The sequence below is a fragment of the Endozoicomonas sp. ALC020 genome, assembly GCF_049275935.1.
GTDB lineage: Bacteria > Pseudomonadota > Gammaproteobacteria > Pseudomonadales > Endozoicomonadaceae > Endozoicomonas_A.
The window spans coordinates 6,245,475-6,258,984 of record NZ_CP184830.1 but is presented as its reverse complement, the minus strand read 5'-3'; the positions used below and the strand labels follow the sequence as shown (position 1 = coordinate 6,258,984).

Sequence of the window (13,510 nt, the reverse complement as noted above, 5' to 3'; positions counted from 1 at the left end):
AAGTTATGTGCCATAGGAAACGAGAGCAATCAATATGAACCGCCACTTCAGGTTAGTATTCAAAATCATGTTCGGTGTCTTGGCACTGGCTTTGATCCTGGGTGTTTTGATTTCAATAGTTGCACCATACTTTTTCTCGGAAGACGAAGTATATAATTGTCTGGATACAGGTGGTAGCTTTAATTACGATACATGTGTCTGTGATTATGAAAATAACCACCAGTTCAAGGCAGATCATCAATGCAAGTAACCATACAAAGACGGTTATCCGGGGCAATTTACTTCCTGTTAATCTCAGGGGCACTACGAGTAAATGGATTTGCGAGTTAGAACGACGTAGGAACTAAAGTCGAGTCATTGATCGGTTAACCGTTAACTCAAGAAGATTTATCTGTCTAGTGGTGAACAACTGGACAGAAAGATGAAAAATGATACTGTTAAGATATAAATGATTCGAATTTTAATAGATGGTGGTGTTTCAGGTTTTTGTGAAAGGAAAATACCTGAGGTCGCTCTCAATAAAGTATCAGTATGAACCTGGAAGGGGATATTTTCTTTGCAATTACCTTCTCTACAGGATACTCAGGCGCAGTCAAATTAATACACAAGGTAAACATGGATATTTCAGGAAAAAAACGATCTTCAATTAATACAATAGATGAATCTCTATCTGATAAAAAACTGAAAAACGGGTGTGATGAGAAGCCCAAGGAAAAAGTAATTCCTGATAAAAAGGCTGAACCAGATTATGGATTAGCACTGAAAGACAGGAAGATTAACGAAATATTTTCACTTGCTAGAGAAAAAAATAAAACTCTTTGTATTACACCAGAAAATCTATCTGAAAGAGGAGTAGTTATAGGCAATGAAGATGATCAGGAGTTAATGTTGAAAGTTGCAAATCTGATTTTCATGGCAATGAATAATACAGATAATCCTTTGTATACATATTCATCAGGAGGGAATACAGTAACAGCCAGAGATGAAGCTCATAGGATAAAGTCTCAGAACTCACTAGAATCTTATGATGAATTAGATCTTTTTATTATGCTTCATTCTGATGGAAAAAGACTAGATACAATGACATTAGTTTGCCATGAAGAACTTAATAGCACCTTTGAAAAGTATGGTGTTGTAATTCTAAATGGACTGAATCCAGATAAACATTCTACTTTAATGCTTGGCTGTGGTCATAAGAATGATCATTATAATCATTACGGTGTAGATACTTTAGATATAAGGGCACGTATTAAACCAGATGTTTTGTTACAATGGGGAGATAAAAGAGCAACTGAATATCTTAGTAGTCTCAATAAATATAAAGAAATTGTTGATGAAGGGCCTTTGTTTTTATTTATGAAATACTCTGATGAATATTTTTCAGCAGTAAGGTCATGTTTGGTTGCAAATGGTAAATTACGACTGCCAAGCTCTAACCTCGATGAAAGTAAAATTCCATTAGACTTTATAAAAGAAGATGTTTCGAAGAGAAATGATTTTGGTTCACGTCATTTTTGTACTACCTATATTTACTCCCCTCGTAGGGAAAAATCATGAAACCCCACACCCAGCAAGGACTTCAGACAGGTATTGTGTGTTCATGGCTGCCTTTTTCTGTTTACGCTTTAAGCCTGCTTTAAAGGTTTTGGTATTGTTCAACATATTCACTGCCATATGTCGAAAACCTGTGAGCATTTCAGCGGCATTGCCCCTTCTGATTCGACAATCATCTTCTCGCATTGCAACATCCATTTTCCAATGGAGTTTATTTTCGATCGCCCAATGCTCTCTTGCAGCATGTGAAAATTCTTCTGCTGTTAACTTCGCAGAGGAGATATAATAACGGACACTGATATCATCAGCATTGAACACTTTATCTTCCATTCTTGCAGAGAAAATAATCCCGAGTGTTTTCATTCCTTTCCAATCAAAAGAAAAATTAACGAACTCATCAAAGGTATCACTTACAATGTGAAGGCGTGTTTCCATTCTACCATGGCTTTTCTCTTCGATTCTGAAAGTATCACCATTCCATTGATTCACTTTTTCAACAGAGAAATGTTTCTCAAATGCTTCATAAAGCTTACCCTGGTTGCCTTTTACCGCTAACAAATAATCAGCGCCTTTATCAACGATTTTCTTGGCAATATCCCTCTGACACCCCATGGCGTCTATAGTGATGAGGCAGCCACGGATTTCCAGGAGATCGAGCAATTCAGGTATGGCGGTAATCTCGTTACTTTTATCATTAATTTTAATTTGACCAAGAACCAATTCGTTTGCAGTCGCAAATGCACTCACCATGTGAATTGCACCTTTGTCCTTGCCTTTATCGTAAGAGCCTCTTGCTGTTTTTCCATCAATTGCAATGATCTCACCATTGGTTGTCTGGTGACAGGCTTGCATCCACTCAATAAAGCATTTCTGGAATTGCTTTGGGTTAATAGCAGCAACTACTCTGGAAATTGTATGATGTGAAGGAATACCGTATCCAAATTCACCATACTTTTTTAACCATTGCAGTCTTTCATTGCCGAAGTCTTCAATTTCTTCCCAGCCTTCACAACCTGCAATGACAGCACAGATGGTTAAGAGCAGAATATCAGCAAGTTTATGATCTACTTTCCATTGCTGACGTGCGTCATAAATGACAGATAGCCTATTCATTAAATCAAATGCATTCATTTCCAGAACATCCAAATCTTTTTTGTATAAGACAATGGATGTGTATTTTACTCTATAGGTAGAAATCCTTATAGCCATTGAGCCCAGTGGCTTCGGGGGCTTTCATGATTTTTCCCTAACTCCCCTCGTTGATAACGTCTAGCAAGTGATTAGGCTGCCAGCAGCTGATTATTTGCTGCTTGGGGGAAACAGTGAACCTCGACTCTGACCATTTAATATGAGTTCGTTGTTTAATATTTTGTTATGAAGTTTAACATTCTTGAGATTAATGCTAATGTCATCGGGAGGAGCGGATAACAGAGCCTTCCAGCTGACCCTACCCCTCCGTTTTGATTCATATACCTGGAATAACAGAACCTTGATATCTGACAGCAGTCCGATATGAAGTTGTTAAAGAAAATGACTCCTCTGCTTATAAAATACAAAGATCGTTATTCATCCGATGAATTTTCAAGGTTCTCAATCTACAGGTACTCATGTGAAGAGAAAGCTGCCCCATAATTTGATGTTATACTTTTTTCAATATTAGTTTTCGGTAATTTGTAATTTATCCATGTTAGGTTCACGCGAACGGTTCACTATTTTAAAGATTAAAATGGAAACGTGACGGAGTTCTTCGTTACCGGCATGAAGTAGGTAAAATAGGAACTGCCTTAGAGAATCAAGAGACAAGTTCGTGTCAAAGCCTCTTTCCTGGTCAATTCCATGAATTTGTACGACTGGCAAGGCAGCGAATGTATTCTGCAAAATGTTTATGTGCAACATAATAAATGGGTTGTCTTCTGTATAAAATGCAATAAATACTTGATTGTTTTGTAAGACTGCATTCATCAAAGTATCTAAAGAGTTATCAAAAACGGGTTGTTCTGATGTAATATCCGGAGGCCAAATACCACAAAAACCGAGCTCTTCACAGAGTTTGGCCAATCTCTGATTATTAGTAAGTTGCCTGTTTCTGGAAAGATTGGCCCAAGTCAGAGCAAAACGCCTTAATAAAAAATAACTGGAATCACTAATGAAATTTAGCTCAGTATGTTTTCGCTGGTTCACTCCAAAATCTTTTAGCAGTACTTCAAGTGTATTTCTTAGTTTAACGATTGGCGTTTGCAAATGGTCTGTTGTCATAAGCTGACCGGACCCGCTGTATCGGGTAGTCTCATCAGGGGGTGGATTTGAAGTAGTAGAGGCTAAAGCCATTTGTTGAGTTTGCGGGGCTTCCTGAACTTGCGGGGTTGGTGGGGCTTGTTGGATTGGAAGGATTTGCGGGATTGTTGGCGTTTGCGGGATTGCTGGCATTTGCGGGATTGCTGGCATTTGCGGGATTGCTGGCATTTGCGAGATTGTTGGCATTTGCTGGATTGATGGCATTTGCGGGATAGGCGTGATTTGGGGGATTGTTGGCATCTGCGTTTGAACAGATGTTTGGTGGGCCAGAAATGGAATGACTCGCAAAGAATTCAGAGCTGGTAAGCCTGCCCCTTTACAAGAAAAACTAAAATCGCGTGTTTCAATATTGAGTTCTAGATTTCCCATAGGAGAAGCCATTCTATTCTGAACGAACAGGGGGCAGAATGGGTATGTGCATCCATATCGTCCCATTGTAAAACTCATTGGGTAGCAACAATGAGGGCAGTCTATAGCGAGAACTTTAACAGAATAAAGAAGCATGAAAAAAACAACACATTCAATGTACTTTAGCTTTACAATAGTATCCATAAAAATGAGGCTCTGTGATTAGTATTTGCATATATTAGCACTTGAATTTTCACATAAGGGTTATTTTAAGTTTTGTTACTTCAATAGTTGTGAATAACAAAAAAAACCAGAGTTTTTTGCTCTCGCAGTGCCCCTGAGTTTGACGTTGGCTTACGATGTAAGCGAGTTTTTTCTCTTTTGCCAGTGGTGAGTGACCGCTAATACCTATGTCAGCATTTTGTCCGATCAAAACCATTTCTGAGTAGCTCTTAGCAGATTACGTCCGTAAGTTACGAGCTGCTCAAATAACAGTCGTAGGTGTAGCGATGGGCGTTTGTATCCGATTGCTGTGGGTATTTGATCTGGTACTTTATTTCAGTTTAAAAGCTGCATCAGTATTGTCACCAAGGCTTCAACAGGCAAAGTTCAGGATTAATAAAAAGTACAGAAGCAATGATTGCAGGTTATGTGTTTCAATCAACATTATCCCTGACATTGGGGTTCCCACCACTTGATAAGTATCTGTCCTTATGTGTATTGTCGCTGAGACGGACAACAAAACTGATGATTATCAGCAGGAAGATTGTAAGTACTCAGCCATATGGAATCGAATATTTCCGGCTTATTGGGCAGGTGCTCTGCAAGGCGCAACGACGGGAACATAGCAAGCTATGTGACCAGAGTTGCAACGCAGTCAGAGTGCCTGAACAATAAGTCAGAAAATATGATTTCGTATGGTTGAATACTTATGCTGATCGCTCAATTGAAATCTGATTAGGCTCTAAAAATGGTCTATATTCCTAACTATTTTGTTAGAAAAGGAACGAATCTGGAATACAGCCATCTACCTATTCATTAAACCGGAGTTAACTAGATGAATTCTATGTTGAAAGTCGAATAAAGTCAGGCTACTTGTCTAACAAAACTCCGAATCTGAAAGTCATTGTTTTTTAAGTCTTGGAGTACATCATGGATAAACCGATTTGTAGTTCTTCTTCCTCTCCCTGCTATGGAGCTCAAGAGCCTTATATCGTTGATCGTACTGATGAGTCTAAATGTTTTGGAATGAAAGTGGATATAGAAACGGCAAAAGTTAAGAAAAGAAAACTAACAGATCAAGAGAGACAAGAATATATTAATGAAAGAAAAATAAAAAATAGAATATCAGCCGCATTGTCAAGAGGAAAAAAGAAAAAATACTTGGAAGACTTGGAAAAAGAAGTTAAGGTATTAACTCAAGAACTTAAAGAAAAGAATCAAAAAATAAAATTACTATCTTTTGAATTGGAGGAGAAAGATAAAAAAATTAATAGCCTTGAAGGAGAGTTAAAAAAGACTAGAGAAGAAAAGGAATATTTCAAAAATAACTTTTTTTCATCTGCAAAAAATAAATAAAAAAAGTAAAATCAAAACCTTCTAACTGGTTTTCCTTTTGAAGGCGGCTCATAAGCTGTCTTTATGTTCTAATCAAATTCTGTGTTTCTATTTTGAGCCCAAGGCTGGGTGAATCGCGATATTGCCTCATCTAAGCCATATCGCTGGATCATATTGGAAAAAATAAAACCTATGGAAAAAGCACCAAACGCTGCTCCAAAAGTTGCCCCCAGAGTCCAACCAATTGATATTCCACTATCCAAAGTGCTGAGGGCAGCTGACATCTCAGATGATGTAGCAACAATAGATATTCCATAATCAGTGGCATGAATACCAAAACTATCTGAGGGCAATGAATTAAGAACATTTGCGTATTCTGGTCAGCTTGAACACCCATTCTGGTTCATTTGAACACCCTGGATCTCCTACGCATCACCCAGTCTGATTTTTAGTCCAAGTGTTCAAGTGTTTCCAGTTTTCCCAGCTTCTTGCGCATGGATTCCCCTTTCAGCGTAATCCTGTGGGCGTTGTGCATCAGGCGATCCAGAATGGCGTCTGCCAGAGTCTCATCACCGATGCTGCCATGCCATTGCCGGGTCGGTAGCTGGCTGGTAACCAACGTTGAACTTTGTTCGTGACGGTCATCCATCACTTCCAGTAAATCGTTGCGTTGCTGCTGGGTCAGAGGTTCCAGCCCCCAGTCATCCAGTATCAACAAATCCACCTTCGCCAGTTGCTTGAGTTGCCTGCTGTAGCTGCCATCACCATGGGCAAGGCTCAGCTCTTCCAGTAAGCGCGAGAGTCGGTAATAGCGGACACTGTAACCCTGTATGCAGGCCCGGTGTCCCAGTGCACAAGCCAGGTAACTTTTACCACTGCCACAAGGTCCGGTAATCAGCAGGTTCCTGTGCCTGTTTAACCAGTCCTCGCTGGACAGTGTGGCTATTTGGACTTTCTTCAACCCCCGGGGATGTTCGTAGTCAATGTCGTCTACCCGTGCAGCCAGCTTAAACCTGGCCGCCCTCAGTAACCGGGCAAGACGTTTGTTATTGCGCTCGGTCTCTTCCTGTTCTGTCAGGAGGGCCAGCCGCTCCACAAAGCTCAGGCTGTCGTAGGTGCCGGGCTGCTCCAGTTGCTGAGCCAGGGCATCGGCCATGCCTGTCAGGCGCAGTGACCGCAGACGGGTCAGAGTTTGATTCATCATGATACGTCTCCGGTTACTGATAGCTGGCTGCACCACGAACATTTTCGTGGCTGTCATGAAGAGGTAGTGTCGTTTGTTTCACCTCAGGTTGAAGAGCCTGTTTGTCTTTACCTGATTGCAGGATCGCCCGGATATTCTTGAGTCGGTAACCTTTGATTTTCCGGGCATGGGCGCAAGCATTGTTTAACCGGTCAGCTCCGTAATCCCGTTTGAGGTTCAATAACCCCAGGCAAGACCGATAAGCCTGCTCCGGATGCTCACGACTGTTCAACAGATACTGAGTTATCCAGTGAACATCGGGGCCCAGCTGTTTTGCCCACTCCAGCAGTCGTTCCGGTGTCCACTCCTGGTGCTTGCTATGTCGTTCAGGCATATGGGCTGATTGAGTGGTAAAACCGGTTGTGAACTTACGGGGGTGACAGGCCACAACTTCACCTTTGCAGAAGACAGTGACCGTATGTTCTGTTGCCTGAACTTCCACCTCTTTCTTGACCAGCTGATGAGGCACTGAGTAGTAATGGCCTTTACAGTGAATGTGATAGTCAATGTTCACCCTGGCTTTGCTGAACTCAGCGTACTCAAAGGCCTGTTTGGGCAAAGGTCGCAAAGCGGGTTCATCCAGTTGCTCAAAGGTACTTCGTCGTGTACCTGGCAGTTTTTGAAAGGGCTTAAGGTTGAGTTCAGTCAATAGCTCCCGTATACGACTGTTCAGTTCTGCCAGGGTAAAAAAGGTCTCATGACGAAGTCTGGCCAGTATCCAGCGTTCAACCAACTGCACACCCACTTCGGCTTTCGCCTTGTCCTTGGGCTTGTAGGGCCGAGCTGGAATGACCGCCACCTGGTAGTGGTTGGCCAGGTGTTGGTAAGCCGGGTTCAAGTCCGGTTCATAACGGCAAGACTTACTGACACCGCTCCTGAGGTTGTCTGGTACCACGACAGCTGGAATACCTCCAAAGAACTCAAAGGCCCGAACATGAGACCCCAGCCAGTCTTCGGACTTCTGGGATAGGGTGGCTTCTGCGTAGGTGTAGTTAGAGGCTCCCATCACCGCTACGAAAATCTGGGCGTTATGGGCGATCTCACCGGTCTTTGGATTAACGACAGGGACCGTAAGACCAGCGTAGTCTACAAACAATTTTTCACCCGCCTTGTGATGCTGTCGCATGGAACGTTTCTGGCAGCCCAGCCACTGGTTGTAGCGGTGACAGAACTGCGAGTAGCTGTAGGCATTGAGAGTGCTCTCCTGGCAGTACTCCTCCCAGAGTGTTTGCTTGGTCACCTCCTTGCGCTTGAGTGACTGGTGAATAACGCCCCAGTCCGGGTCGACCAGCCCCTGGCGGCTCGACAGGGGGGCCTCAGGGAACAATGTTTGCACCAGGGTAGCCTCAGAGCAATCGGAGGACAGAGGCCAGCTCAGTGGGGACCGCTCAAAGGCCTGAACGTAGTTGGACACAGTGCCAACACTGACCCGCGTGCTGCGAGCTATTTGCCGGATGCTGAGGCGGTACTCAAAGCGCATCCGAAGCATTTCTTGAAGTTTTCGCATGGAAATCCTGTTATTTGGCATGGCTGCTGTCCTTACTGTTTAGAAAGGTCAGCGGCTAAAGTTCATGGAAATCAATGCGTAAGAGATAATCTACCGAAAGAAGAGGTTTCAGATTCTGGAGGCTTGAACACGGATTCTGGGCAGTTGAACAGCGATTCTGGTAATCTCGAAAAAGTGTTCAAGAGTTAACAGAATGAGTGTTCAAGCGCCGCCAGAATAGGTGTTCAAGAGTTAACAGAATCAGTGTTCAAGCGATGCCAGAATATGCAACATTAGCATCTTGAAGGAAACAGGCTCCTAAACCACCAAAAAAGCTACCCAATACTGCACCAGATAGTGTTACCGGTAAATTGTATGCTATTGCGGCCATCATCACTCGTGGAGTCAGTACATGACTAATGGGCACATCCCTCAGCACTAATAAGCGCCCTTCCTTTTTAAACACTTCTATGGCTGAACTTATGGGAACATATAGGGTATTTACTATGATCATTATTGCTAAAATGCATTTTAAATAAGTTTTCATATAAGAATTAATTATACTCTTTACCTACAACAAGTCTCAGTTTTAGCATAAAAAGTGCTTTCAGGTGAGGTCTTTGGTGACACCCACTGCAAATTTGAATCAAACGATATACGCTGCAAAATCATTCCTATGTATTTGGACTATTGTTATTCCTGATTTTTGGTTGTAACAGAGAATTTTCATGTGCAGTCGGTCGCTACGTAATTTTGTTCTATTCTCAACGTTGTCAATGCTTTGCATTTTAGGCAAGGCTGATATTCATGATATTTATATAAAGAACGGTTATAAAAATGTTCATTTATTTCATATCGTCCAATTTCCCTTCGTAAATGGTCTCATTGAATATTTAAATGTAATCTCCCACGACCTTTTGGTTCCAATGCTTGACTTTGTGGTTTCAAGTCAAACTGACCTCCGAGATCTGGAAGACTTAATCTATTTAGAAGAAGAACTTGCAACCACTTCCAGTGTTCACTCTGAAATACTTAGATGGCTTAATAAATGGTTGTTTTCTTATTAGTTTTGTTCCAGTCACGCATAATAAGCCCTCCATGAGGCTACAGCTGCGGGGCAGCCTCTGAAGGTGGCTTTATATTTTAAAAAAACAGGTAGATTAACATCGTCAATTGCAGTAACAATCTTGTCAGTTGTTTATGGAACAAATGAGAATATTTTGCATCTAAGTTATTGATAGTAAAATGAAAAGGAGATTGATTATGGATGCAATAAATTTATCTGGAATGAGTACGAATTGTCATTGCAATTCGAGTTTTTTGAAGCAGAAAGATAGCACCGAAAAACAAATCCCGAGCACTACTCGGTTGACTCAAAATAAACCGATCAGTGAATATTCAGTAGCCAAGGATTCAAAAGATTCCTTGTTTGGGGGGGCAAAAATTGTCAGCTTTCAGGAAGTACTGGATAATTTTGAAAAAGAGCATGGACAATATGGTGATACTAACTTTATTGCCAAAAACTATATCAAGACAGCACACAGAGAAATTGTTTTACCAAATCATGGAGGTTGGCTATTCGCAGAACTTCCATTTGAAACAGCGATGAAAGTATTATTGCCAGGGCACACACATGATGGTGAGCGAAAAACCCTTCTTCCAGAGTGTGGTCTAACAGCTAAAGATGCAGCAAATAGTTATAAAGTTTGGACTGAACAAGATAAGCATAATAATCCGTTATGCTCAGGGTCTCTAAATTATCATTTAGGAAAAGACCCTGCTGAAAAGCCAATCTTTTTAACAGTAGAGCCCATCGATATTCGTTACGATTATGGAAAAATCATAGACGATCCTAAACTTGCTGAGGGAAGATTAGTTCATCTGGATGGTTTGCATCGTTTGGTGTCATTAGCAATAAAAGATGACCCGAAAAGCACTATTCCTGCTTTTATTGCATGCAAAAAAACAGCAAAGAAAATTGATGGTTTAGGGGTAATTAGCGGAAGTGGTATCGAGAACAACTAATAAAACTTAATCTGACAAAGAATCTCAGAGGACTGCGCTTTCGGCGCAGTCCCTGAGTTCGGAATTATATTCTAAAGCTCATCTTTAAAGGGGGCATCTTTTTTCATTACAGTAAAGGGGTCATCTTTTTTCATTACAGTGCAGCTTTTATAACTCCCCTTTTTATACTCAATCATACCAATAGAATAAGTTTCATTAATTAACGGCTGAATATTTAAATTGTAAGCTGCTGTCAAAACCTTTGTAGGTAAGTCTTTATTATCAAATTCTTTAGAGTCATCTAAATCGGTTAATAGCAGCATTTTTTGTGTGCTGATTTTATCTTTTCGATCAATGGCATCTATATAAAACCATAATTTATAATACTGGTAATCAATTACTTTATTGTTAGCTTTATCAAAAATTTGCAAAGAATATTGCCCGTATTCACCCGAGCGAAATTTTTCAACAATAATACCCTCCGATAAAGGTACGTAAAAAAAATGATCTTGTGAATATTCAAGTTTGGATTGATATGTAAATAATACATTACAAAAAAAGTCAGTTTTATCTTGATGTCCTTGCCATTCTCCCATGAAAGAGGGTTCAGAGGAAAATGCAGAACAGCCAAAAAACAAAAGCGATAGTGCAGATACTTTTGTAGACAACATAATACACAAGCTCGTGTCAGTGAATTGTCAGTCTATATCCTGGAAAAACGAATATAGACATTGAGAGAATATATACGATATTTCGAGGTTGGTCTGTTATGCTTGGATTTTTTTAAACGACACTGGGTTTTTTGAAAGATGGTCTGACCAAGTAAGACAAAAAAGTCTACCTTAGAGTGTTACCAAACCAATGGATGTAGATTACGAAATGCTACTAATGATTTCATTAGCCGCTTCGTTTTCCATCTCGATAATTACAAACATAGGTTCTATATAGTTATTGACTTTTTTGATTTTGGTTATATAAATTATTTTTATCCAGAAGAAAGGCCCGAGAGCATGAAGCGATTTATCTGGTTAGTGTCAGTCTTGTGTATATTGACACTGCCCCGTACAGTGTATTCTGGAGATAACAGATTTTCCGATTTACTGCCTTTAACAGCATTCCAGCTCTCTCAAATGCTCCGAGTCTTTATAGAAGGAACATTACCGAGATACCTTTTGAATCTAAAACAGGTTAGAGTATGGTCGTTTAACAGGGATCACTACTCATCCGATGGCAGAGTTGACGAACAGACTGTAGATGGAGTTTTGACTGTGACTGCCAGCTTTCGAACTCCTCTGTTAGATGTTGATGTTGGTCCACAACCCCAGTCCTTAAAATCCTATGCTGTGAGTGCCATCATTAACGCCTCCTTTTTATCTATTTTGCCATTATTGACTGAGTATTTTAGAGTTCATTTTAACCCTGATAAAAATTACTATCTGGGCCGGGCCAATATTGAACGCAGCCAAGGATCAGCAGCGGACGCTGACCCTGACGATTCTGGTGATGAGTTTGATCAGAATCCTGATCTCAGCAATGATGAAGGCGAAGCTGCAGCTGCAGAAATAGATAATGGGGCCAGAGCAATCCGCCGAAAATGTGGATGTTTTGAATGTTCAAATACTGATTGTGATCCTGTATTCGAATCTCCACAATATTGGCATGCTCATCTGCTCAGTGACAGGGAACAAGGCACTATCACCTATGAAGCCACATTCTATTATTCAGGGTTCCTTAAACCTGTCTCTATTGCAGAGTCGTGTGGAGAACCAGGCTCTAAACAAAAGGATCGAGACGAGTGGCAAAGTGAGGAAGATGACGAAGCCCTGATTACACAGACACGCCAATGTATTGATCTATATGATGAAGGTCTTGATAAAGGGCTGAGTAAGCATCTGTTTTCTAACTCTGACCCCTCATGTCAGGAAATATGTCGCCCCTTTTTGATTCATGACTCCCAATAACAGAGAAAGGATTAGCGTAATTGTGTTAGCTGACTGCTAACTCAGTTAATCATGAATTTTTTCAGAACTTGCTTCGATCAGTTAAAGCCTCTTCATCACCATTGATCCAGGCACTTCAGGGCTTTAATGTTAGTTTATATAGGATGGTAGTTTTTTTGAATCTAGTTCCTGTTCTTCAAATCTGATCTGCGCTTCGTATGATTCGTACTCATCTTTAAACATCAGAGTTTGCAGAAAATAACTAAATATTTCTGTGCGATCTGATGATTTTGCTGTTCTTGAGTGGGTTAAAATATCTTTAGAAAAATCATCTAAATTCAACGATGAAATAAAATTTTCGATTTCAGACTCACTCATGTTTTGTATTAAACAACTCCAGGTTGGTGCCAACCTTACTAAACCAGCTCCCCATGCAGTAAAGCCGGTATAACAACATTCTGAATTAAAATAGAAGGCCGAGCCATCAATCAATTCACCAAATACATGCCATATGTTGTCAGCTCGTGGACCTATCCAAACATAAGAAATAACGAATTTTATGTTTTCTATTGCGATACTCACCAGAGGTTTATACTCAATCATTCCAGGCATTGGTACGCCCCTGATATGATCATTGATCTCCTGATCATCATCAAAGTCATCTTCATACTCACTAAACCAATATGTAAAAGCTCTGTAGTCATGCCAGCCTTGTTCCTGGTCTTCGCACTCACGCCATAAAGCAGGAGGAATATAGTCAATATTTAAAGCATTAACTTTATCGCACAAATCGTTTTTTATATGCATACTAACGCTTTGATATACCCCAATATTAAGCGCTTCCATTAGAGATAAAAGATCTTTAGCAGAAAGATAACATAGGATTAATACCCTGATTTCATACAGGTTTAATATTCGAAGATCACCTGCATGAACCTTTGTTGTCGCATTTAAAGCTAAAGCTGTTGTAAGAATTACAAATATAAAATATGACCGTATATTAATAAGCATTATCATTATCCTTATTGAATTGAGCTTTCGAGTATAGCCTCCTAGTTAAGTGACTGGAGTAAATTCCACTCT

10 protein-coding genes are annotated in these 13,510 nt (G+C 40.5%); 4 read left to right on the top strand and 6 right to left on the bottom strand.

The features are described 5' to 3' along the window. Positions 1–531: 531 nt before the first annotated feature. The gene (locus ACOJUO_RS23255; RefSeq protein ID WP_422138321.1) at positions 532–1,557 is read left to right on the top strand and encodes a hypothetical protein; all 1,026 of its coding nucleotides are present in this window, start codon (positions 532–534) and stop codon (positions 1,555–1,557) included. Here ACOJUO_RS23255 and ACOJUO_RS23250 read toward each other — a convergent pair. Both ACOJUO_RS23250 and ACOJUO_RS23245 read right to left on the bottom strand, forming a co-directional pair. Beyond that, on the bottom strand, positions 1,552–2,685 hold the full coding sequence (locus tag ACOJUO_RS23250) for an ISAs1 family transposase (RefSeq protein ID WP_422138217.1): 1,134 nt from the start codon (positions 2,683–2,685) through the stop codon (positions 1,552–1,554). The two genes, ACOJUO_RS23255 and ACOJUO_RS23250, sit on opposite strands and share 6 nt — an antisense overlap. A gap of 525 nt (positions 2,686–3,210) precedes the next feature. Continuing rightward, positions 3,211–4,218, bottom strand: coding sequence for a hypothetical protein (locus ACOJUO_RS23245; RefSeq protein ID WP_422138320.1), 1,008 nt, complete (start codon positions 4,216–4,218; stop codon positions 3,211–3,213). Between the two features lie 1,131 nt (positions 4,219–5,349). Between ACOJUO_RS23245 and ACOJUO_RS23240 the strand changes: the two genes are divergently transcribed. Next, entirely contained in the window at positions 5,350–5,775 is a 426-nt protein-coding gene (locus ACOJUO_RS23240) for a hypothetical protein (protein ID WP_422138319.1), read from the top strand. Positions 5,776–6,202: 427 nt separating this feature from the next. Here the strand turns inward: ACOJUO_RS23240 and istB are convergent, their stop codons facing one another. Both istB and istA read right to left on the bottom strand, forming a co-directional pair. Continuing rightward, positions 6,203–6,961 (bottom strand): IS21-like element helper ATPase IstB, encoded by a 759-nt coding sequence (gene istB, locus ACOJUO_RS23235; RefSeq protein WP_317146525.1) that lies wholly within the window; start codon positions 6,959–6,961, stop codon positions 6,203–6,205. A gap of 10 nt (positions 6,962–6,971) precedes the next feature. Next, positions 6,972–8,525 carry an IS21 family transposase gene (istA, locus tag ACOJUO_RS23230; protein ID WP_422138318.1) on the bottom strand — a complete coding sequence of 518 codons (1,554 nt, stop codon included), beginning with the start codon at positions 8,523–8,525 and terminating at the stop codon, positions 6,972–6,974. 1,221 nt (positions 8,526–9,746) lie between these two features. On the opposite strand from istA, the gene ACOJUO_RS23225 reads away from it, so the two are divergent. Continuing rightward, a complete protein-coding gene (locus ACOJUO_RS23225) occupies positions 9,747–10,508 on the top strand; it encodes a DUF6309 family protein (RefSeq protein ID WP_422134260.1) in 762 nt (253 codons plus the stop codon). A gap of 71 nt (positions 10,509–10,579) precedes the next feature. Here ACOJUO_RS23225 and ACOJUO_RS23220 read toward each other — a convergent pair whose 3' ends face one another. Next, positions 10,580–11,158 (bottom strand): hypothetical protein, encoded by a 579-nt coding sequence (locus ACOJUO_RS23220; RefSeq protein ID WP_422138317.1) that lies wholly within the window; start codon positions 11,156–11,158, stop codon positions 10,580–10,582. 597 nt (positions 11,159–11,755) lie between these two features. On the opposite strand from ACOJUO_RS23220, the gene ACOJUO_RS23215 reads away from it, so the two are divergent. Beyond that, on the top strand, positions 11,756–12,448 hold the full coding sequence (locus ACOJUO_RS23215; RefSeq protein ID WP_422138316.1) for a hypothetical protein: 693 nt from the start codon (positions 11,756–11,758) through the stop codon (positions 12,446–12,448). A 129-nt stretch (positions 12,449–12,577) separates the two neighbouring features. Here the strand turns inward: ACOJUO_RS23215 and ACOJUO_RS23210 are convergent, their stop codons facing one another. Next, positions 12,578–13,438, bottom strand: coding sequence for a hypothetical protein (locus ACOJUO_RS23210; RefSeq protein WP_422138315.1), 861 nt, complete (start codon positions 13,436–13,438; stop codon positions 12,578–12,580). Positions 13,439–13,510: the final 72 nt, after the last annotated feature.

Bases quoted from the DNA above. Each gene is read 5' to 3' on its own strand.
- ACOJUO_RS23255 (WP_422138321.1), top strand. From the start codon at position 532: ATGAACCTGGAAGGGGATATTTTCTTTGCAATTACCTTCTCTACAGGA.
- ACOJUO_RS23250 (WP_422138217.1), bottom strand. From the start codon at position 2,685: ATGAATGCATTTGATTTAATGAATAGGCTATCTGTCATTTATGACGCA.
- ACOJUO_RS23245 (WP_422138320.1), bottom strand. From the start codon at position 4,218: ATGGGAAATCTAGAACTCAATATTGAAACACGCGATTTTAGTTTTTCT.
- ACOJUO_RS23240 (WP_422138319.1), top strand. From the start codon at position 5,350: ATGGATAAACCGATTTGTAGTTCTTCTTCCTCTCCCTGCTATGGAGCT.
- istA (WP_422138318.1), bottom strand. From the start codon at position 8,525: ATGCCAAATAACAGGATTTCCATGCGAAAACTTCAAGAAATGCTTCGG.
- ACOJUO_RS23225 (WP_422134260.1), top strand. From the start codon at position 9,747: ATGGATGCAATAAATTTATCTGGAATGAGTACGAATTGTCATTGCAAT.
- ACOJUO_RS23220 (WP_422138317.1), bottom strand. From the start codon at position 11,158: ATGTTGTCTACAAAAGTATCTGCACTATCGCTTTTGTTTTTTGGCTGT.
- ACOJUO_RS23210 (WP_422138315.1), bottom strand. From the start codon at position 13,438: ATGCTTATTAATATACGGTCATATTTTATATTTGTAATTCTTACAACA.